The 20,073-nt window shown below is 58.4% G+C and carries 17 protein-coding genes and 1 tRNA gene; 2 read left to right on the top strand and 16 right to left on the bottom strand.

The features are described 5' to 3' along the window. On the top strand, positions 1 to 3,189 hold the full coding sequence (locus tag ACQY5P_RS05675; RefSeq protein WP_428409876.1) for an efflux RND transporter permease subunit: 3,189 nt from the start codon (positions 1 to 3) through the stop codon (positions 3,187 to 3,189). 173 nt (positions 3,190 to 3,362) lie between these two features. Here ACQY5P_RS05675 and ACQY5P_RS05680 read toward each other — a convergent pair whose 3' ends face one another. Both ACQY5P_RS05680 and ACQY5P_RS05685 read right to left on the bottom strand, forming a co-directional pair. After that, a complete protein-coding gene (locus ACQY5P_RS05680; RefSeq protein ID WP_428409877.1) occupies positions 3,363 to 4,169 on the bottom strand; it encodes an NTP transferase domain-containing protein in 807 nt (268 codons plus the stop codon). A gap of 10 nt (positions 4,170 to 4,179) precedes the next feature. Next, positions 4,180 to 5,604: an MmgE/PrpD family protein gene (locus tag ACQY5P_RS05685; RefSeq protein ID WP_428409878.1), complete on the bottom strand. Its 1,425-nt coding sequence runs from the start codon at positions 5,602 to 5,604 to the stop codon at positions 4,180 to 4,182. Positions 5,605 to 5,764: 160 nt separating this feature from the next. On the opposite strand from ACQY5P_RS05685, the gene ACQY5P_RS05690 reads away from it, so the two are divergent. After that, positions 5,765 to 5,840 (top strand) — tRNA-Asn (locus ACQY5P_RS05690). Here the strand turns inward: ACQY5P_RS05690 and ACQY5P_RS05695 are convergent. The 14 genes from ACQY5P_RS05695 to ACQY5P_RS05760 form a co-directional block, all read right to left on the bottom strand. Next, positions 5,811 to 7,385 carry a recombinase family protein gene (locus tag ACQY5P_RS05695; protein WP_104831410.1) on the bottom strand — a complete coding sequence of 525 codons (1,575 nt, stop codon included), beginning with the start codon at positions 7,383 to 7,385 and terminating at the stop codon, positions 5,811 to 5,813. The genes ACQY5P_RS05690 and ACQY5P_RS05695 overlap by 30 nt on opposite strands. A gap of 461 nt (positions 7,386 to 7,846) precedes the next feature. Then, on the bottom strand, positions 7,847 to 8,158 hold the full coding sequence (locus ACQY5P_RS05700; protein ID WP_104831411.1) for a DUF736 domain-containing protein: 312 nt from the start codon (positions 8,156 to 8,158) through the stop codon (positions 7,847 to 7,849). Then, on the bottom strand, positions 8,155 to 8,400 hold the full coding sequence (locus ACQY5P_RS05705; RefSeq protein ID WP_104831412.1) for a DUF2274 domain-containing protein: 246 nt from the start codon (positions 8,398 to 8,400) through the stop codon (positions 8,155 to 8,157). Before ACQY5P_RS05705 ends, ACQY5P_RS05700 begins: the two co-directional genes overlap by 4 nt. Next, positions 8,397 to 9,233 (bottom strand): TrbI/VirB10 family protein, encoded by an 837-nt coding sequence (locus tag ACQY5P_RS05710; RefSeq protein WP_428409879.1) that lies wholly within the window; start codon positions 9,231 to 9,233, stop codon positions 8,397 to 8,399. Before ACQY5P_RS05710 ends, ACQY5P_RS05705 begins: the two co-directional genes overlap by 4 nt. A 428-nt stretch (positions 9,234 to 9,661) precedes the next feature. Then, positions 9,662 to 10,561 (bottom strand): P-type conjugative transfer protein TrbG, encoded by a 900-nt coding sequence (trbG, locus tag ACQY5P_RS05715; protein ID WP_243396451.1) that lies wholly within the window; start codon positions 10,559 to 10,561, stop codon positions 9,662 to 9,664. Positions 10,562 to 10,659: 98 nt separating this feature from the next. After that, positions 10,660 to 11,343: a conjugal transfer protein TrbF gene (gene trbF, locus ACQY5P_RS05720; protein ID WP_104831414.1), complete on the bottom strand. Its 684-nt coding sequence runs from the start codon at positions 11,341 to 11,343 to the stop codon at positions 10,660 to 10,662. Between the two features lies 1 nt (position 11,344). Further along, positions 11,345 to 12,694 (bottom strand): P-type conjugative transfer protein TrbL, encoded by a 1,350-nt coding sequence (gene trbL, locus ACQY5P_RS05725; RefSeq protein WP_104831415.1) that lies wholly within the window; start codon positions 12,692 to 12,694, stop codon positions 11,345 to 11,347. Positions 12,695 to 12,709: 15 nt separating this feature from the next. Then, complete coding sequence (trbJ, locus tag ACQY5P_RS05730) at positions 12,710 to 13,441, bottom strand: P-type conjugative transfer protein TrbJ (protein ID WP_104831416.1); 732 nt, start codon at positions 13,439 to 13,441, stop codon at positions 12,710 to 12,712. Next, a complete protein-coding gene (trbE, locus tag ACQY5P_RS05735) occupies positions 13,438 to 15,867 on the bottom strand; it encodes a conjugal transfer protein TrbE (RefSeq protein ID WP_104831417.1) in 2,430 nt (809 codons plus the stop codon). The genes trbJ and trbE overlap by 4 nt, the downstream gene beginning before the upstream one ends. After that, the gene (locus ACQY5P_RS05740; RefSeq protein ID WP_104831418.1) at positions 15,861 to 16,115 is read right to left on the bottom strand and encodes a VirB3 family type IV secretion system protein; all 255 of its coding nucleotides are present in this window, start codon (positions 16,113 to 16,115) and stop codon (positions 15,861 to 15,863) included. The genes trbE and ACQY5P_RS05740 overlap by 7 nt, the downstream gene beginning before the upstream one ends. A 12-nt stretch (positions 16,116 to 16,127) precedes the next feature. Then, positions 16,128 to 16,454, bottom strand: coding sequence for a TrbC/VirB2 family protein (locus ACQY5P_RS05745; protein ID WP_104831419.1), 327 nt, complete (start codon positions 16,452 to 16,454; stop codon positions 16,128 to 16,130). After that, a complete protein-coding gene (gene trbB, locus ACQY5P_RS05750; protein ID WP_104831420.1) occupies positions 16,451 to 17,455 on the bottom strand; it encodes a P-type conjugative transfer ATPase TrbB in 1,005 nt (334 codons plus the stop codon). The genes ACQY5P_RS05745 and trbB overlap by 4 nt, the downstream gene beginning before the upstream one ends. Next, positions 17,452 to 17,898 carry a CopG family transcriptional regulator gene (locus tag ACQY5P_RS05755; RefSeq protein WP_133162364.1) on the bottom strand — a complete coding sequence of 149 codons (447 nt, stop codon included), beginning with the start codon at positions 17,896 to 17,898 and terminating at the stop codon, positions 17,452 to 17,454. Before ACQY5P_RS05755 ends, trbB begins: the two co-directional genes overlap by 4 nt. 3 nt (positions 17,899 to 17,901) lie before the next feature. Further along, positions 17,902 to 19,923: a conjugal transfer protein TraG gene (locus ACQY5P_RS05760; protein ID WP_104831811.1), complete on the bottom strand. Its 2,022-nt coding sequence runs from the start codon at positions 19,921 to 19,923 to the stop codon at positions 17,902 to 17,904. Positions 19,924 to 20,073 lie beyond the last annotated feature (150 nt).

Below are 20,073 nucleotides of genomic sequence, written 5' to 3' on the forward strand. Positions count from 1 at the left end.
GTGAACGGACTTATCGCATGGTGGGCGCGCAATTCGGTCGCCGCGAACCTGTTGATGATCGCCTGCGTCATCGCCGGCATCATCGCCTTCACCCGGATGGAGCGGGAGGTCTTCCCCTCAGCTTCCTTCAACGGCGCAACCGTTTCTGTCGCCTGGCCCGGCGCCTCTCCGCAGGAAGTCGAGGAACAAGTCATCCTCAGGATCGAGGAAGCGGTTTCCGACATTGACGGCATTGAACACATCACCTCAACAGCGCGCGAAGGCGCTGCGTCAGTCAATATCGAAGGCGCCGATACGGTCGACCCGACATTCTTCCTCAATGAAATCAAAAACCGCGTCGACGGCATCTCCACCCTGCCGCAGGATTCCTTCCCGCCGATCGTCCGGCAATGGCGCAATCAGAACCCGACACAGTTCATCGCTATCTATGGCGAGCTCGAACCGCGCGAACTCTATCGTCTCGGCCGCGAATTGCGCGATGAACTCGCGCAGATCCCGAACGGCTCGCCGCTCGTGGATACTTGGGGCGTCCGGAATGAGGAAGTCTCCATCGAAGTTTCCGAAGAGGCCTTGCGCCGCTATGGCCTCACTTTCGACGATGTGGCCCGCGCCATTCGCGGCTCTTCTCTCAACCTTTCCGGCGGCCAGGTGCGCACCGACACGGGCAATATCCAGCTCGCCACGCGCAATCTCGCCGACACCGAGGAAGAATTCGAGCGTATCGTCGTACGCCAGCTCGCCGACGGCTCGACAATCCGCATCCGCGATGTCGCCAATGTCGTCGACGGATTTGAGGATTCAAAATCGATCCGGCAGGTGAACGGCCATCCGGCGGTGAACCTCGCCATTCAGGCGCCCGACACGCTGAACATTGTCACCCTCTCCGAGGCCGTCGACAAATGGCTGGAGGAAAAGAACGCGGAGCTGGAAGGCAAGGCCGAACTTTATATCTGGTTCGATTTCGCCGACCTCTATTTCGAACGGGTCAATCTGGTCGCCTCCAATGCGGCGATCGGTCTTGGGCTCGTGATGATCGTCCTGTTTCTCTTTTTGCGCCCGACCGTTTCCATATGGGTGACCGTCGGCATCGCCGTGTCGTTCTTCGGCGCCTTCATCTTCCTGCCTATGGTCGGCGTGTCGCTGAACATGCTGTCGCTCTTCGCCTTCCTTCTCGTCATCGGCGTTGTCGTCGACGACGCCATTATTGTCGGCGAGGCCATCCATAACGAGGTCGAGGCGGGCGGCAAGGGGGTCGAGGCCGCGACGATCGCAACGCAGCTTGTAGCGAAGCCGGTTCTCTTCGCCGTTCTGACGACCATGATCACCTTTTTGCCCTGGGTGTTCCTGTCCGGCGGCACGGCGCAGTTCACCAAGCATATCAGCTACACAATCATTTTCGCCTTGCTGTTCTCGCTGATTGAATCCTTCCTCATTCTGCCCGCGCACCTTGCGCATATGAAAAAGCAGAACAAGGACGGCGTGTATTACCGTCTGCAGCGCGTGTTTGCGGAAGGCCTGATGACTTTCGCCGACACGATGTACCGGCCTTTGGTCAAGACGGCGCTTCGGTTCCGTTATTTCACCGTGGCGTTTTTCATCGGCGCCTTCATGATTTCCGCAGCGCTCCTCGCGCAGGGCTGGGTGACGTTCAAGTTCAATCCGGAAGTCCAGGGCCAGTTTCTGTCGCTTACCGTTCGGATGCCGGAAGGCTCCCCATGGGCGAGATCGGAACAGATTTTCGGGGAGATTGAGGCCGCCGCCGACCGCTTGCGCGCTGATCTCGACACCCCTGAAAAGAAGTTCGTTGAATCTGTCTATATCGGCGCTGACGAAGAAGACATATCAGCCTACGTCACGATCGTCCCGGCGGACGAGCGCAAGCAGTCCACCAAGGAGATCGCCGAACTTTTCCGCGAGAAGCTGGGGGAAATTCCCGACGCGGAGGAAATCACCATCAGCTATACGCTGAACGACAACGGACCCGATCTGTCTTTCGGGATCGAGGCTGAAGATCTTGAGGAACTGCGCCTGGGCGTCCTCGACCTGCAGAACTTCCTGCGCACGCTGCCGGGAACCTATGACGTCCGCAACAACCTGCAATCGGCGACGCCGGAACTTCAGGTGGAATTGAAACCGGGCGCCGAGCGTTTCGGTCTGACGCTGGCCGAAGTGTCGCGCCAGATCCGCCAGGCCTTCTATGGCGAAGAAGTGCAGCGCTTGCCGCGCGGGGGGCAGGATGTGCGCGTGATGGTGCGCTATCCCAAGGCCGACCGGGAATCGCTGACCACCATCGAATCCATGCGCATCCGCACCGCCGACGGCCGCGAAGTGCCGCTGACGGTCGTCGCCGACGCGAAATTCGCCCCGAGCTTCAAGCGCATCGACCGGCGCGATCGCCAGCGTTCGGCGCGGATTACGGCCGAACTGCAGGAAGGCGCCGATCAGGAAGCGGTGATGAAACTCTACCGCGAGGAATTCGTCCCGGAATTCAAACAGCGCCATCCCGGCGTCAATCTCGCTCAGCGCGGCGACGCGGAGGATCAGGCGGACTTCATCGCCGAGTGGGCGGGGCTTCAGGGCTTTGCATTTTTCGCCATGTATATGCTGCTGGCGATCGCTTTCGGCTCCTATTTCCAGCCGCTCCTCGTCATGTCCGCGATCCCTTTCGGCTTCATGGGCGCGGCCTTCGGACATTTCCTCTTCGGTCTCGATTTCGCGATCTTCTCTTTCTTTGGGATCGCGGCCGCAGCGGGCGTCGTCGTCAACGACAACCTCGTCCTGATCGACTATGTGAACCGCCTGCGCGACGAGGGCGAAGGCGCGATCTCCGCGCTCGTCAAGGCCGGCGTCGGGCGCTTCCGTCCGATCCTTCTCACCTCGCTGACGACATTCGTGGGCCTCTTGCCGATCATGTTCGAGCGCTCGACCTCGGCGCAGTTCCTGATGCCGACGGTTGTCTCGCTCGCCTTCGGCGTCTTCTTCGCAACCTTTGTAACGCTGCTCTTCGTGCCCGCCATGTATGCCGTCGGCGCCGATATCTCGCGCTTCTATCGCTGGGCCTGGACCGGCGTGAAGCAGCCTCCCGTGGGACACGGCGCCTCGGAAGAATCGGACTATGGCGAATCGCACGATGGTCATGTGCCGGGCCTGAGCGGCCGCCGGAACCCCTTATGGGATCCGGCCGAATAAGCGGCTTTCTCCGGAAGACACAGGGAACGGGGCCTTCGGGCCCCGTTTTCCGTTAACCCTTTTTTAAGAACTTGATGAGACCTTAATAAGGTCTTCTCCCGAGAAGATACCCCACCATACCCCACGACAGTGAGTACCGGCCGCGTTTCCCCCAAACGCGGCCGTCTCGCTTTTTAGGCTGGCGAAGCAGCCGCCTCGCGGGCTGCGATGATCTTGTTTGAAAGCTCCCAGTCGACTGGCCGGTCGACATCGATCGGCCCTTCGGCGAAAGGCATCATCACCGGCGCCGTCTTGACGCCGATCCCGCGGGACAGCGTGCGCATCACGGTCTGCAAGGTGAAGAGCCGGCTCCGGTAAAGGAGAAACGCAAAGAGGCCGAACGCGCCGATCAAGCGCCGCGGTTTCTTGCCAAACTGCCCCCCGGATTTGAACACTTGCGCGCCGTCGATTCCTTTGGGCGTCAGGAGCGCATAGAGATTGCAGGACGAAAAGGCGCCGTCGCGGAAGCGGTGAAAGGCGCGATTGCCCTCGGGATATTTTTCGAGAACGTAGCTTGCCGGCGTCAAGCCCACAGCAACATCCTCTGTCATGCCCTCAAGGGCGTCACAAAAGAAGGCGAACATCTCGTCGGTATGAAGCGCATTGTCGCCGGTGGTGATCACCAGCGGAAGCATGTCGGGCGTTGCGGCCGCCGCGACGCTGGCGCCGATATTCTCACGGCTCGGCATGTATTTGATCGCCTCTGCGCCGGGGAGGCCTGCGAGAATCGTCTTGGCTTCCTCGATGCTTTCTTCTTCGATCATCACGATCGTCTGTTTCGCCCGGCCGGACTGAAGCACCGCCCCGACAACGCGCCGAAGCATCGGCTGGCCTGCTATGTCGATAAAACATTTGTGCGAGACGCCCCCGGCTTGCGCCAAAGGATCGAGATTGCCGCGGCTCGCCGCAAGGACGAGCGCCGTTGAGCGCGGTTCAGTCATGGCGGATTCCCTATTCGCTTCTTATGGACCTGAATGGGCCCCTTATCGGCTCCATGAGCCGCGCAAGCAATGGCAATTCGCCCAATTGAGCAAGGGCGTCTCGAAGCGCGCCTATCCGATCCGCAGTGAGCAATCCGTCGGCGCAGCCCTCAAGTTTGGCCCAATACTGGTCCGGCGTAAACGGCGCGGCGAGGCTGCCCACGGGCATCCGGACAGCCGTCCTGAAGCTGCGGCCGTCCTCAAGCTCGACCACAAGCTCCGTCGGGAATTCGCCCTCCGCCTTGTCCACCGGATGGCGATGGATGCGCGGGAAGAAATCGCGGATTTCGGCCCTCAACGCATTCTCATCCGTAAAATCGCCGAGCGTCGCATTGCCGGTCACGAGCGCAACGGCAACGCCATATTCGAGTGAAAATTTCGCCTGAAGGCCGTCCTCAGGATTCACATACATAAGGTTGTTGAGGTGCGTTGCGGGCGCATGGACATGGACCGCCTTCACGTCGTCCGGCGAGAAGCCGTGCCGGCGCTTCAGCTCGAGAACGCCGTCCATGGCGCGATGCGCGCTGCCGCAATTGGGAAACCGCTTCACCTTCAATCCGCTCGACAGGATCAACAGCGGCTCTCCGATGTTTTCCGTTTCAAAGCGCAAAGTCTGCCCGTGCTCCACATGCGTGAGGTTATCGCGCAGCGCCTCATAATCGGGGCCGACCATCAGACGGTTCATGCCGTTTTTTCCATCGAGCGTCTCACGCCCGGCGTCGACGCCGGCGCGCGCAAGACTTGCAGCCATGACGCCAGCCTTCGCCGCGAGCCCCGCATGGAGTGGTTTCGTCATCGTGCCGAACTGCGACATGAACCCGCCCGCCATGCTGGTCGCCATGGAGACGGCGTTCGCAGCCTTATCGGCGTCGAGTTTGAGCAGCCGCGCGCAAGCGGCCGCCGCCCCGACGGCGCCGACCGTCGCGGTTGCGTGCCAGCCACGATTGCGATGAACCGGATTTACGCCCTGCCCCACCCGGCCGAGAATCTGCAAGCCCACAATATAGGCGTCGAGACAGTCATGCCCTGAGGCGCTTTCGCTTTCGGCGAGCGCCATGATCGCGGGCGCCAGAACGGCGGTCGCATGGGCTTTCGCGGGATCGAAATTATCGTCGAAATCGAGCGCATGGGCGGCGACGCCATTAACCAGCGCCGCCCATGGCGGCGCAATCGAGACGCCCTGCCCAATCGCCGTTGACGGTCCCGCTCCCCATGGGGCCGCGGTCTCGAAAACCCGCTGCGTGACCGGTTCGGCGGCGCCGGGGATCATCACCGAAACAATGTCGATAAAGGCGTTGCCCGCGGCCTCCAGCGCCGTTTCGGGCCAGGCGTCAGGCGTTTCGGCGATCCAGCGGCCATATGCGGCCACAGGATTGGGGACAGGATGTTGCGGCATCGGGCGAAAATAGGCGCGGAGCCCGGCCTTGGGAAGCGCTTCCTTGAAGGCTTCCTGCCTCGGGGCTGCGCCGGCCCTCGCGGCGGAAAACTGACCTTAACCCTAAAAAGGGTATGGATTCACGGGCAAGCCCTTGCTATACGCCGCCTTCCACGGGCGTTCCCTGATAGCTCAGTTGGTAGAGCAGCTGACTGTTAATCAGCGGGTCACTGGTTCGAGTCCAGTTCAGGGAGCCATTTTTCAAAACGAGCCGAATCGCCCATTTTCGATGCCGAGGCTTGCGCTGCAATCATTGCCGTTTCTGCAAGAGAATCAAAAGGTTGCTTGAATTCTGCGTTCAATTCTCCGTGCGCCCAGGTGCAGTTCGAAAGTAAGAAATTCAGCATCCTCGACTTCTCTTTTGCCGACTGTTTTTCGAACAGGCGATGGGCGTCCTTCGCCAATTTCAAAAGTTCGATACCCTCGTCCATGTAGGAATCGTCAGCCATTTCATGACGCTCGATGTCCTTCGCACAACGCGCCTGCTCGTCGCGCCACTGGGTCCGCATTCGGTCATAAAACTCTTCTGACACCCGCCCGTCGAGCTTATCGATATACATGGCGTCAATTCGCTGCTGCAGCCGATTTCGCTCTTTCTCAAGCCTGGCGATGGCCTCGGCATGCTCGCGCTTCTCGTCGGCGCAGCTGTCTTTCAGCGCCCGGCTGACCCACTCAAAAACGTCATCATCGAATCGGAGCTTACGCAAAAATGAAGTGAATTTCTCTTCCAACACTTCTTCACGCGTATAGGGCTCGCCGCATTTTCCCTTAAACCCAGTGCAATGATAGTAGACGTATTTTTTCTTTTTCAGCTCTCCGACCATGGCGCAGCCGCAATGGCCGCAAGTGATCAACCCGGTAAAGGCGAAGTCATGCGCAGATGATCCCCGCAGCTTGGATGTGTTTCTTCCATCCAATACGCCCTGGACGCGCGACCATAATTCATTCGTTACGAGTGGCTCATGGCTGCCCTGATATCGCTTCCCTTTCCAATCGAACTCGCCCGTATAAATTCGGTTGCGGAGAATTTTATGAATCGTGCTGTTGGTTACAGGTTGGCCGCTCTTCCGAAACGTCAACCCGTGAGAGCGTGCTTTAACGCCAAGCTGCCGAAGTGAGTAACGGCCCGTTGCATACCATTCAAACATTTTGGCAATGAGCGGTCCAGCGACGGGATCGACTTCGATTATCTTCTTCCCATTCGGTCCGTCGGTATTGTGATAGCCCAGCGGAGCGCAGGACGGCCAAATCCCCTGTTCCGCCTTTTCCAGCATTCCTTTCCGGGTTTCCTCCGAAAGATTGTCGATGTAATTCTTGGCCATCAAAACTTTGATGCCGTGCATGAATTTTTCGGACGACCGCGAGTCGTAGGAAAGAACCGTTCCCTCTTTTACGAAATGGATCTCGACGTCCAAATCATCGACGGTCACCCAATCCTTTAGATTCCGATAAAGGCGGTCCGTTTTCTCGACCAACAATACGCGCACGGTCGGATGGCGACGCAGATAAGTCATCATTTTGTCGAAATGCGTGCGGCCGCTTTTCTTGGCCGTTTCAACATCGACAAATTCTTCAACCACGCGGATTCCGTTTATCGCCGCGTATTCGCTTAAGAGCTTCAACTGCGCGGGAATCGAAAACCCTTCTTTTTCCTGCTCTTTAGAGGAAACGCGTGCATAGACTACAGCGCGCGGCGCAGTTTGCTGCTTTGATTGAGTTTTTCCCCAGTTTCGAGAGGCCATGGGTCCGTCCGTTCAGCTTCACGAGAAATATAGATTCTCTAGCATCATTCGGGCTCGGTGCGAATGGCTTGTTCCTAAAATGTTCGACGAATCAAATTTGGGGAAATTGCGGGCCAATCAACCGGTTGGCCGCAATTAGAACAGAACGCGCTTCATTGAAGGACCGCGCATTTTCTAATTGTGCTTCGAATGTCCTGCTTGCGCCTTCTGTTCCGCAATTTTCCATTCTCGAAGAATCCGAAAAAAGCCAACGGCGTTATCGACGATCTCCCGGGCGTCTTCCTGTGTCAGCCTGTGTGCGTAGTGCGGCTGCCATTCATCCATTGTTCTACGAATCAATTCCGGCTTAGGAAATTTACGAGCCCGAGGAAGGGGCGAGCGGTTGGCGTCTCCCAAACCTGAATTATGCAACTGCCGTCTTGGAGTTTTCATCGATCTACGCCACCTTACCAACTTAAAATTTATCGATTGCGACTCCAAACCAGAGCGCCGGTCCCGTCGTCCGCATTCTCAAAAAACGCCGCGCGGACGGGAGCAGCAAAGCTCGGATCATCGAGCTCAACGCTGAGAAACGACTTTTTCTCCTCGCCGGAGCTGTTCGAACGCCAGGCGGCGCCAAGCTCCGCGCCACCGGCGATAATTCGAAAGTCTGGCGCTTTGTCATTTCCGTTCTTGTCGTTGGCGACGATTTTCGCTTTCACGTTGATGGTCATGGTTCGGATCGTTCCAACGTATCCATCCGGGCTTTTCGAAAATGTGCCGATTACGCTCATTTTGAAGTCTCCTTTGTTTTCACGGGTTGATGAAGGGTTTTGCGCGCGCGCCGAAAGGACCGGTCACTTTCCAGGAAGTTTTCGATCATTAACGCTACGACTTCGGGGATCGACGCCTTCGCGCCATAGGCGCGCTCGTGAAGCGCCGCATAGTCAACAAGCGCTTCGTGAACAGGGGGTGCCAGCGATATGTTAAGCTTGACCGGAGCGCGTTCCGGAATCGGGCCGAGCTTAAGAGTCATCGGATTGCTCCTTCCGCTTCATACGGGCGAAGGACGAGATCCTTGTGAACGATGATGCGGAACGGCCATCCGGGCCTGATTCTGATTGTCGGCTGGGTGTCGAGATTTCTCTGAATAATTCTTTGGCCGGCCTGGTTGGCGGATGCCTGCGCGGACTCTCTGAGCGCCTCAACCAGATCGCTTTCAGAATCGCCGAAAGACAGTTCCGTTCCGACGCCGAGTAATGTTGAAAGGACAATGCCTTTCAGCAAACGGAATGTATGAAAGTCCACCTTGTCAGCAAGGCCGGCAAAACCGGATACGTCGCTCGCCGGCATGTTTTCGATCACAATAGATGCGCCGTCGGGATAAATAATGCGCGACCAGACCAAAAGGGCGCGGGACTGCCCAAACGCGATCACGCTGTCGTATCGGCCAATTATTTTCGCGCCCTGGGGGATCAGCACATATTGGCCGCTTACCGTGTCGTAAACATTTTGCGTGACCTGCGCGACGACCGTTCCTGGCAAGTCGGAGTTAACACCCGTGATCAGGCTTGCCGGGATGATCGAGCCGGCCATGACTTCGAATGGCGTTTCCGGATCTTCGAGACGATGGCCGTTGTTAGTCGCGGAATCGAGGTCACCCTCCAGAAACTGAAGTTTGCGGAATTGCCGGCTCGGATCGTTGTCCCGTTCGCTGCCGAACGGCACCGGCGTCGGTGCGGCGCTCTGAAAGGCCGATGCAATATCAAATGGCGACACGCGCTCGGAAGCGCTTCCTTTGTTGATCGCCTGAACTGCGGGCGTCGACAATTGAAAGAACACCCCCGCCTCGCGCGCATCGGCAGCCATTTGCGCTTCCCGGAGGGCCGCCTCCCTCGCCGCATCGGCCTCGGGTGAATTCCGGAACGGTGCGACCGGCGGCGGCGCCGAGAGGTCGATTCCCGACGGATCCAAGTCTTGCGCCGCCTGCTGGGCGCGAAGAAGCGCTGCGCCAAGGTCGCCGGGTAACGGACGCCCGAGCGGCGGGCGGATATCGGCGTAACTTTCCGGCAAAGCCTCTAGCCCTTCGGCGGTCGGCTTCGTATCCACATTGTATAGCTCTTGAGGGCGCGCATCGCTCGCCGCGCGCGGCGGTTTCAACGCAATGCTTGTCGCAGCGAAGATAACGAGCGCTGCCCCGCCCGCCGCCAGCATCAGCGCATTTTTGTTGAGTCGCGTGACCGGTCTCGGCCGGGGCCGCAGTTTAAGCGTCGATGGATCTACTTTTTCACGTTCGGTCACGACCGCCTCTTCAGATCGGTTCGCACGATCCGGACAACGTCCTGTCTCTTCCCGCCGAGACGCAGTTCAGCGGCCGCAAAGAGACGATCGACGACATAGTAGTTGCCGCGCATCCGGTAATTGACGAGTTCAGGGTCCCCTTTGCGTCCGAGAACGAAAAGTGGCGGCGCTTCGCCTTGCGATATGTTCTCAGGGAACTGAATGAACACCTGACGCCCGTCATCGAAAACGCGGACAGGACGCCAATGCGGTTTGTCGCCCTCGATTTCATACCGAAATTGCAAATCGCCGGGCGATACGCCCGCTGCGACGATCATTTCGTCGCGCTTGCGCTGCTGTTCATTCTCGTCACGACGGCGTTTGAACTGGTCCTGCGGATAGGTCCAGGAAATCGCCGCCATATAGGTTTCGCGAAACGAGCGCATTTCAAGGTGATAGGCGCGCCGGTCCGTTGTGATGACAAGATTCGTTTTCAGGTCCGGCGCAATGGGCTTTACGAGAATATGCACGCGCTCGCCGCCATTATTTCCATAGGGCCCGCCGCTGGTCGTATCGCCGACAATCCAGCGAACCGTATCGCCAGCGGAAACCGAATTGAGAATTTCGCCTGGCTCCAGCGCGATATCCGTCACCTGCTCCGGCGCCGCATAAAGTCGATAAAGCGCGCCGTCCATGAAGGGATAGACCTGAACGGCATTGAGAAACCGGTCGAGGTCGGGCTCCACCTTGGCGCGGTCGTTTGCGGCGTCGATCCGTTCGAAAGGGGCGAGCGATGGCGGCGGCGCGGGTTCTTCTTTCGGTCTCAATTGTCCAGGTAACGGATAAGGCCTTGCCGTCTCGACGATCTCGCGCAATGGCTCGTCCGCACCAAAGGCGATCTCTCGCGCGGGCTTCATTGGCGCCGGATCAAGAGGCGCCTCAAACGTCGCCGTTTCGCACCCGGCTAATCCAGCGACGCTCGCTAGTAATAATAAACGCCTCATACCAAGCCTCCTCATGAGAGGTCCTTCGACCAATTGATTCCGTGAACGTAAATTCCGAGCGGGTTTTTATGGATCGCTTCCGCTGTACGCGGCGGCGACAGGACAATCGTGATATGGGCGGTAAACCGCTCCTGTCTCTCAAACTGGCCGTTGGTGTAAGTCTTTTCTATCCAGCGCACTTCGAAGCTGTCATCGCTGGCGCGCACCACGCTGGTCACTTCCACATTGACGCTGCGACGGCCGATTTCGGCGAAGGGATCATGCTCGCGCGCATAATCATTTAACGCGACGGCGCCTCGATCAGTGGCGAAGTCATAGGCTTTCAGCCAGTTTTCGCGGACCACCACGGGGTCAATCGAAATGGAGCGCACATTGCGAATAAAGTTCGCGATGTGATGGGCGATCTGCGCGTCTTTCGGTTTGTAAGTTTCAGTCGCCGGGCCGATGGCGCGGACTGTCCCCGCAGCACCAACTTCGACGACATAAGGCGTCACAATAGATTGCGTCGATTGCCAAATGAGTCCGCCGACTGCTGACAAAGCAATGATGAGCGATCCGAAAGTCGCCAATCTCCAATTCGCGGCCTGTGCGCGCGAAGACCCGATCCGCTCATCCCAGATCGCTTGCGCGCGTTGATAGGGAGTCTCCGGCGCCGGGGTCTCGCCGTATTTTACGGAAGAGCGTTTGAACATCATCTCACTCCTCGTCCTGTCGAAGTTTTGGCGCATCGCCGGAACCCGGTCGGTCTCCCGAAGCGACCATGTGTGTCGCCGTCAGGCCTGCGTCCCGTAATCCCTGTTCGCGGCGCATGCGTTGCGCCCAATCCGGCGCGTTATTTGCCGCTGCGTCTTTAACGCCGGGTATGTCTTTAGCTGCCGAAAGGGTTGAGTTGATTGATCCGCCGGTTGACGAAAATGCGCGCCGCGCGCCCGATTGAAAGGCTTCGCCCGGCGAGCCCATTGCGCGCGATACGGAACTGCGAGCGCGGTCAGCAACGCCAGCGGCGCCCGCCTGAGCGACAGCACCGACGCCGGCGGCGGTTGAACGCCACCCGCCATCGCCGGCGCCGACACGGCCAAGCGAGTAAGCAGCGCTCGCGCCGCCAGCCATGGACGCGCCCGCCCGCACGGCCGATTGACCGGCGGTGACGCCGGCACGGGCGCCGGACGCCGCAAGCGCGCCTGCGCCTATCACTGCAGCACCTGTGCCTGCAGCCGTAGCAACGGCGGCGCCTGCGCCGAGTTGCGGGGCGCCAGCGACAAGCCCTGTGGCGATCCCAGGTCCGAAAATGCCAAGCGCCAACAACGAGAGAGAACCGAGTATCGTTGACGCGGCCTGTTCAAGAGTCACCGATCCGGGCGTGAACGTAGATGTGACCGATCCGAATATGGTCGAGCCGATGCCGACGATGATGGCGAGAACCATGAGCTTGACGCCGGACGCGACGACATTGCCAAGCACCCGCTCCGCAAGAAACGACGTCTTGTTCCAAAGCGCAAAAGGAACGAGGACAAATCCCGCAAGCGTCGTCAGCTTGAATTCAATGATTGTGACAAAAAGCTGAATGGCGAGAATGAAGAAGGCGAAAAGCACGATCACCCATGACAGCAGAATGATCATGATCGTGACGAAATTGGTGAAGAAACTCGGGAAACCAATTAGCGAATTGGCTTCCTCCAGGAGCGGGTAGGCCGCGTCATATCCTGTCGCTGCAACAAAACCCGGCTTTAGAAGGTCCGCTGCGGTAAGCGACGTTCCCGTCGCCACCAGGCCGAGCCCAGCAAAAGACGAAAAGATGATATTCGCGAGCAACGCGAAATTGTTAATGATGAAAGCGAACGCGCCCACATAGAGCACCTTTTTGATGAACTGACCCAGGACATTCTGCTCGCCGGCAAACGCCCAGAACAACCCTGCAAGGACGACATCAATGCCAATCAGGACAGCGGTCAGAAAACCGACATCGCCGGCAAGCAGCCCAAAGCCGCTATCGATATAGGCGATGAACGTGCTGGTGAAATCGTCGATGACGTTGAGGTCGTCCATGGGCGTGCTCGTTGATTAAGAGGGCGTATAAGCGGAGCCGTCGCCGAGGAAGCGTCCGCGATGAATGCGGGCGCGTTCTTCCGTCTGCAGCTGGCGCGCGCGATCGAGCGCCTCGGCGCGATACTGAACCGCCAGTAATTGCGCGGTCTGCATCGACTGCTTGGTTTGAAGCGCTAGCAGCTGGTTTCCGGCCTGCTCCACCTGCAGGCCGCCGATGGCGGTTTCGCTCTCGGTTACGATTTCTTCCAGCGTCGACACGTCGAGGGCAATCGTCTCAGTCACCTTCGCCTGTATGACGAGGGCGTCATTCAACGCCCTGCTCGCTTCTTTCCAGTGAGCGTTCGCCGCCGCGCCCATGGCGAGGTTGGAAAAAGCGGAGTAATCCTGAGGAAAGAGGGTTTTGAAGGCGGCGTCGATGGTGGCGACATCATAGGCGAGCCCGTTGGCGGTCTGGATCAACTTGTCGATCTCAACAAGGCGCGCCTTCAACGCCGCCTTTGCCGAATAAGGAAGCTGTGTCAGCTCTTTCGCCTGATTGGCGATCATCGCTGCTTCATTCGTCAATTGCTTGATCTGATTGTTGATCATCTCAAGCGTGCGCGCGGCTGTCAGAAGGTTCTGTGCGTAGTTCGTCGGGTCATAAACGATCCCGCCCAGGATAAAGGCGTTGGCCGGGGGCGCCTGCGCAATGCTCGCCGCGATCGCCAGCGCAAGCGTTGAAACAAGGGTTTTCATTTTGCGTTTCATTCTCTTTCTCCTTTCGACGATGATGGTTCCGGCAAGAGAGCGGCGGCCCAGTCGAGCCCTTTTGCGGCAAGCAGTTGCTGTGCAAAGGGCGCGTCGCTCGCCTTGCAGAGTATTTTGTCGATGAGCCGGTGATCCTGCGGCGAGGAGGCGCCACAAAAAGCAAGCGCAATGTCTCCCAATCGAAGATCAAAAATGCGATTGCCGACGGGAGACTGGTAATAATACTCCTGCTTGGGCGTCATGCTTGCGATGATGTCGATTTGCCGGCCGTTCAGTCCAAAATTCGCATATGCCGAATAGATGCTCGACTCTCGCGCCCGCGGATTGGGCAGGAATATTCGCGACGGGCAGGATTCTATTATGGCTGGCGCAATTGGGGAGGCTTGCACGTCGCTCAGCGACTGGGTCGCAAAGATGACAGAAACATTCTTCTTGCGAAGCGTCTTCAGCCAGTCTCGGATTCTTCCCGAAAACATTGGATTGTCGAGAAAGAGCCAGGCTTCGTCCAACAACAACAGCGTAGGATTTCCGTTGAACCGCTCTTCCAGTCGATCAAAGAGATAGGTAAGCGCTGGTGCGATAGCCGACTGCTGTCGCATAAGCTCTTCCATCTCGAAGCAAACGAGATTCGAAAACGAAAACACCTCTTTATCTGCGTCAAAGAGGTCGCCGAACGCTCCTTCCACGGTGAAAGGCTTCAACGCATTGCGGAGACTCCGGTCTTGGACCAGGAGCGAGAAGCCAGTGAGCGTGCGCTCGGCGGTCGGCGCCGCGGCAAGACTGGATAGCGCCGACCAAACCGCCTCTTTGATTGGTGGATCGGCTGTCACGCCTTCCTGAGCCAGCAAACCGAGCAACCAGCGTTGGGCGCGCGCCTTGTCTTCCGGCGCCTCAAGATCGCGCAAGGGTTGGAAGGAAAGATCCGCTTTGGACCCGAGATCATAGACGACCCCTTCAAGACCGAGGCATGCAGCGCGGATCGAGCGGCCTTTGTCGAATGCGAAAACTTGCGCATTCTCATAACGGTGAAACTGCGCCGCGATAAAAGCGAGAAGCACCGATTTCCCGGCGCCAGTTGGACCGACGATCAGCGTATGACCGACATCACCAATATGGGTCGACAACCGAAACGGCGTATGGCCGCGCGTCGTCGCCAGGACCAAAGGCGGTCCCTCCAGATGATCGTTGCGCGCCGGCCCCGCCCAAACGGAGGACAATGGCGCGATATGCGCAAGGTTTAACGTGTGCACGAGCGGCTGGCGGATATTTGCGTAGAGATGTCCGGGCAGGCTGCCGAGCCATGCATCCACGGCGTTCACAGACTCGCGAATGGTCACGAAACCGCGTTCGTTTAAGACGCGTTCGATTTCCCGCACGCACTGGTCAACAACGCTCCGCTCCTGATCGTGTACGACAATCGACGTCGTTAGAAACCCGAAAGAAACGTCGTCGGCGCCGAGTTCCTGCAGCGCGGCGTCCGCATCGGCTGTCTTATTGTCGGCGTCCGTATCACCGAGGGCGCTGGCTTCATTGAACAGTGTCTCTTTGATGATTGCTGCGATGGATTTGCGTTTGGCGAACCACTGGCGGCGGTATTTGGCGAGTTCAGCGGACGCCCTCGCCTTATCCATGGCTATGAACCTTGTCGTCCAGCGATAAGGAAACGCGAGCGCATTGAGGCTATCCAAGAAACCCGGTTCGCTGGCCGGCGGAAAACCAAGGACCGAAATCACCCGCAGGTGAGCTTCACCGAGTTTTGGCTCCAGACCGCCGGTTAGCGGTTCATCGACCAGCAGCGCATCCAGATAGAGAGGCGTTTCCGGCGCGACGATGTCGTGCCGTTTTGAAGAAACACACGCATGCAGATAGGCAAGCGTTTCATCATCATCGAGCGGGCGGCATTTTGGCATCGCCAGCGCCAAGAGATCGATCGCTTTGTCTGTCTCCTGAACAAAATAGCCAAGACGATCGCCCGCATGGTTCGGAGCGGCAAGTTCGTCTTGTTTCAGGAATGCCCGCTCCGCTCGCGCCGTCCGGTCGGCCGGCGGCATATAAGCAAAGGTGAGAAAGTATTCGCATTCGAAATATTCCGCGGTCGACTCAAATGCAGCGCGGCGCTCCTCGTCGATGAGGAATGATAACGGGCACGGCCACGCGCTCGTCGGATAATCCGACGCGGGAATCCTGGCCGCTTCAAAATGCAACACCCAGCCTGATCGGAACCTGCGCAGAACATTGTTTACGCGCGCCGTATAACTGAGAAGTTCTTCAGGGCTGGCGCTTTCGAGATCAGGTCCGCGATAACGGATAGTCCGTTGCAGCGCGCCGTCCTTGTTCAGGACGATGCCCGGCGCGACAAGCGCCGCCCAGGGGAGATAATCGGCAAGGCGCTTCGGACGTTTTTGATATTCGGCGAGATTCAGCATGAAAGATACGCGCCCTGCTTCAAGTGTCGAACACCTACCTCCAGAAACTTCGGGTCTTTCTTAGCGGCGCAAACCGCCGCGGCATGTCCGATCAGTCCCAGCACGATGCCTGCCGCCCACATTTGCATGCCGAGACCAATGGCTGCGGCGATGGTGCCGTTGATGATGGCGATGCTGCGCGGCGCGCCCGCCATTAAGAGCGGCTCCGTAAGGCTGCGATGAATGGGGATGGAGTAACCTTCGACCATTGTCTTCCTCCTTCAAACCAGCGCGCCGCCGCCGAAGGAGAAAAAGGCGAGGAAGAAGCTCGTCGCCGCGAATGCGATCGAAAGCCCGAAAACGATCTGAATGAGGCGGCGGAACCCGCCAGAGGTATCCCCGAACGCGAGCGACAGTCCGGTGATAATGATGATGATCACAGCGACGATCCGCGCTACCGGCCCCTCAATCGAGGCGAGAATTTGCGTCAGTGGCGCTTCCCACGGCATGCCGGATCCCGCAGCGTGAGCATGTCCGCTGAAGAACAACAGGGCGACGGCAAGCAACGCCGACAGGTGAAGGGCGCGAGAATAGTTGCGAGCGATCATGAATGGTCTCCGTTATTGACGATAAAAAGTTCAGGCGCGTCGGCTGGCTCCAGCATGTAGCCTTGCTGTCGATCATGCCCTGTGACGCGAATGATTTCGGTAACGCGCCACCCTTCTTGCGTCTTCTCGATGAAGACGACGACATCGACGGCTTGGGCGATCAGGGATTGCGATGCGCTTTGCGATCGCTCTCCAATCAGTTGCTCCAGACGTGCAAGCGCCAAGACTGCTGAATTCGCATGAATAGTCGCAATGCCGCCCGGATGGCCCGTGTTCCAAGCCTTCATGAGATCGAGCGCCTCGCCGCCGCGGACCTCCCCGACGATGATCCTGTCCGGCCGCAACCGCATGGTCGAACGAACGAGCGCTTCAAGCGTCACGCGTTGCGATGTGCGCAAGGCGATGGAGTCTCTCGCTTCGCATCGCAGCTCGCGCGTGTCTTCGAGAATGACAACTCGCTCATTGCGTTCTGCGATTTCAGCAAGAAGTGAGTTCGCCAGAGTTGTTTTGCCGGACGCCGTACCGCCGGCGATAAGAATACTGCTCCGCATGCGCACGGACGAACTTAGAACCTGCGCCTGGCATTGCGTCATGACTCCGGCCATCACATAATCGTCGAGAGGAATGACGATCTTCGAGGGCTTTCGGATTGTGAATGCGGGGTTGCTTGAGACTGGAGGCAGGACCCCTTCAAAGCGTTCGCCGGTTCCCGGCAGTTCTCCGGAGATGATCGGGTGCTCTTGATCGCAGATCGTATCGAGAGCCGACGCGACAAGCCGGATAATCCGCTCAACATCGGCCGCCGACATTGGCGCGTCCGCTCGTTCACGACCAATTCCGGCGCGCTCAATCCACAACGCGCCATCGGGATTGGCGATGATTTCGGTCACGCTATCATCGTCAAGCGCGCTGGCGATTGCCGGCCCAAACGCAGTCTTAAGCATCGAAATCCGGCGAGACGCGACCCGCGCAGTGTGTTGTTGACCCTGGAGGTTGGTCATTGGACCGCCTCCCCGCGCTGTTCACTTGTCGCCGCGGTCAAGCCCATATGTTCGAGCAGCGTGTCGGTGAATCGCTCCTGCCCCATGAGGCGATCGCCGACCTGCGAGATAAACCGCTCGAACCGCTTATGGCCCAACGCTTCTGCGGCGGCGCGGTTTTGCTCCGGCAGTGGCGGCGTGATGCAGAGATAGTAGAGAATGTAGAGCGCAAGCGTTTCGGTCTGTGCGGATGCGTCGTCGGCAAGGCGCTCCATCGCTCGCGTCAATTTGTCGAGCCGTTTTATGAGCGCTGCATATTCCTGAGAATCTTCTTTGGGGTTTAGAAGCTCGACAATCGCCGCTTCCACAATCGACGCCTTGGTGACGCCCGGCCGCTCCGCGGCGCGCGACAAGAGCGTTTCCGCTTTTTCTCCCAATCGAACCTGCAGTCTTGCTTTTTTCATGGTTTAAAAACTCGGCGTAATGCTGTCGGGGTGCCGGTCCATGACGGCGGCGCGCTGCGTCGCGGTCCTCGCGATATCCTGAAGCTTCTTGGCTTGCGCAACGTCGTCATCATTCTCCGATATCGACGGATCATGAGATTCAGGGTCGGACTTGTTCGGGGTCGGCATGGCAAATTCATGCTGCATGGCGTGTCCGCCATCGTCATTATCGCCCTCGCCTTTGACCATATCGAACCAGGGTTGGCTGAGACGCGCATCCGTTCTGGCGACGATGCCGGACCAATTGTCATCACGAGCTCTCGGCGCATCTGTGTAGAAATCACCGTCCGCGCTGATGTCAGGCGGTGCGAGGCAACGGGCGATGAAATTCTGGTCCCGGAAATATTGAAGTTTCTGGGCGCGAATCGGCGCGACACCCGACACCATCGCAATCGCCTCATTTGGCGGAAGCTGCATGACTTCGCCGGGCGTCAGCAACGGCCGGGCAGTCTCCTGACGCGACACCATGACATGGGCGAGCCATGGGGCGAGCCGGTGACCGGCGTAGTTTTTCTGGGCGCGGAGTTCCGTCGCTGTGCCTAGCGAGTCCGAAATGCGCTTGGCTGTTCGTTCGTCATTCGCCGCAAAGGCAATGCGCACGTGGCAGTTGTCCAATATGGAATTATTGGCGCCGTACGCTTTCTCGATTTGGTTCAGCGACTGAGCGATCAGGTAAGCGCGAACGCCATAGCCGGCCATAAAGGCAAGCGCCGATTCAAAGAAATCGAGCCGCCCGAGCGCCGGAAACTCGTCGAGCATCATCAGCAACCGATGCGCGCTCTCGCCAGCGTTGCTCTCCAGTTCCTCCGTCAACCGGCGGCCAATCTGATTCAAGATGAGGCGCACCAACGGCTTGGTTCTCGATATGTCGGAAGGCGGCACGACGAGGTAAAGAGAGACCGGCCGCTCAGCGTTCATCAGATCGTCAATCTTCCAGTCGCAACGGCTCGTGACACGCGCGATGGTCGGATCACGGTAAAGCCCTAGAAAGCTCATCGCCGTCGATAAAACGCCGGAGCGCTCGTTTTCGGACTTATTGAGAAGTTCTCGCGCGGCTTGCGCCACCACCGGATGAACCTTTGGCGCCTCGACCGTTCCGATATGATTGGTGATCATCATCACTTTGAGCGTGCGCTCAAAGCTGCGCGAGGGGTCAGATAAAAACGCGGCAACGCGCGCCAGCGTCTTTTCGCTTTCGGCATAAAGAACATGCAAGATGACGCCGACAAGAAGCGCGTGGCCTGTCTTTTCCCAATGACTGCGGCGTTCAAGTGATCCTTCCGGATCGACAAGAATATCCGCTATGTTCTGAACATCGCGTACCTCCTGGTCGCCGCGGCGCACTTCAAGCAAGGGATTGTATTTTGCTGAAAGCGAGTTGGTCGGATCGAACAGAAGGCAGTGCGAAAATCGCGAGCGCCATCCGGCGGTCAACTGCCAGTTTTCGCCTTTGATATCGTGAATAACCGCACTCCCGGTCCAGGAGAGGAGCGTCGGGACAACCAGTCCCACTCCCTTCCCGGACCGGGTCGGGGCGAACGCCATGACGTGTTCGGGGCCGTCATGGCGCAGATACCGGCCCTTCCATTTTCCCAAGAATACGCCTCGGGCATCGAAAAGGCCGGCATGCGCGATGTCTTGGCGGCGAGCCCATCGCGCAGAACCGAATGTCGTTACATTTCTTGTTTGACGAGCGCGCCATACAGAACCGGCAATGGCGGCCGCCGCACCCAACATGCCGCCGGAGGCTGCAATTCCGCCGCCACGCATGAACACATCTGGCGCATAAGGCTCAAACGCGTACCACCACTCGAAAAGCCGCCAAGGATAATAGACGGGTAAATCGAAAGCGACGAACCAGGGCGTGCCTAGCGCACGATCAAACCCCAATGCGCCAGCGACATAAGCAGTCGCAAACCAAAGCGCCGCGCCGATAATAAGAAAGACAATTATCGCTTGACCAATAAGTATTTTCGTCGGCGTCATGATTGAATTCTCGCAACCGCTTTGCGGCGTTTCGCGAATCAATCATCGGTCTACCGAGCCTAAAAAGTCACTCGCGTTTACGTAGGGATTGTTAGGGACGACTCGTGTGACATAGGGCCTATCGTTATTCCGCCTTAAAAATAAGATGGC

This window comes from Hyphococcus sp. (assembly GCF_965267305.1).
Lineage (GTDB): Bacteria > Pseudomonadota > Alphaproteobacteria > Caulobacterales > Parvularculaceae > Hyphococcus.

Bases quoted from the DNA above. Each gene is read 5' to 3' on its own strand.
- trbJ (WP_104831416.1), bottom strand. From the start codon at position 13,441: ATGAAACGCAAAATGAAAACCCTTGTTTCAACGCTTGCGCTGGCGATC.
- ACQY5P_RS05680 (WP_428409877.1), bottom strand. From the start codon at position 4,169: ATGACTGAACCGCGCTCAACGGCGCTCGTCCTTGCGGCGAGCCGCGGC.
- ACQY5P_RS05705 (WP_104831412.1), bottom strand. From the start codon at position 8,400: ATGACTCTTAAGCTCGGCCCGATTCCGGAACGCGCTCCGGTCAAGCTT.
- ACQY5P_RS05685 (WP_428409878.1), bottom strand. From the start codon at position 5,604: ATGCCGCAACATCCTGTCCCCAATCCTGTGGCCGCATATGGCCGCTGG.
- trbE (WP_104831417.1), bottom strand. From the start codon at position 15,867: ATGCTGAATCTCGCCGAATATCAAAAACGTCCGAAGCGCCTTGCCGAT.
- trbG (WP_243396451.1), bottom strand. From the start codon at position 10,561: ATGAAGCCCGCGCGAGAGATCGCCTTTGGTGCGGACGAGCCATTGCGC.
- trbF (WP_104831414.1), bottom strand. From the start codon at position 11,343: ATGATGTTCAAACGCTCTTCCGTAAAATACGGCGAGACCCCGGCGCCG.
- ACQY5P_RS05760 (WP_104831811.1), bottom strand. From the start codon at position 19,923: ATGACGCCGACGAAAATACTTATTGGTCAAGCGATAATTGTCTTTCTT.
- ACQY5P_RS05755 (WP_133162364.1), bottom strand. From the start codon at position 17,898: ATGAAAAAAGCAAGACTGCAGGTTCGATTGGGAGAAAAAGCGGAAACG.
- ACQY5P_RS05710 (WP_428409879.1), bottom strand. From the start codon at position 9,233: ATGGCTGCCGATGCGCGCGAGGCGGGGGTGTTCTTTCAATTGTCGACG.
- ACQY5P_RS05745 (WP_104831419.1), bottom strand. From the start codon at position 16,454: ATGATCGCTCGCAACTATTCTCGCGCCCTTCACCTGTCGGCGTTGCTT.
- ACQY5P_RS05740 (WP_104831418.1), bottom strand. From the start codon at position 16,115: ATGGTCGAAGGTTACTCCATCCCCATTCATCGCAGCCTTACGGAGCCG.
- trbB (WP_104831420.1), bottom strand. From the start codon at position 17,455: ATGACCAACCTCCAGGGTCAACAACACACTGCGCGGGTCGCGTCTCGC.
- ACQY5P_RS05695 (WP_104831410.1), bottom strand. From the start codon at position 7,385: ATGGCCTCTCGAAACTGGGGAAAAACTCAATCAAAGCAGCAAACTGCG.
- trbL (WP_104831415.1), bottom strand. From the start codon at position 12,694: ATGGACGACCTCAACGTCATCGACGATTTCACCAGCACGTTCATCGCC.
- ACQY5P_RS05700 (WP_104831411.1), bottom strand. From the start codon at position 8,158: ATGAGCGTAATCGGCACATTTTCGAAAAGCCCGGATGGATACGTTGGA.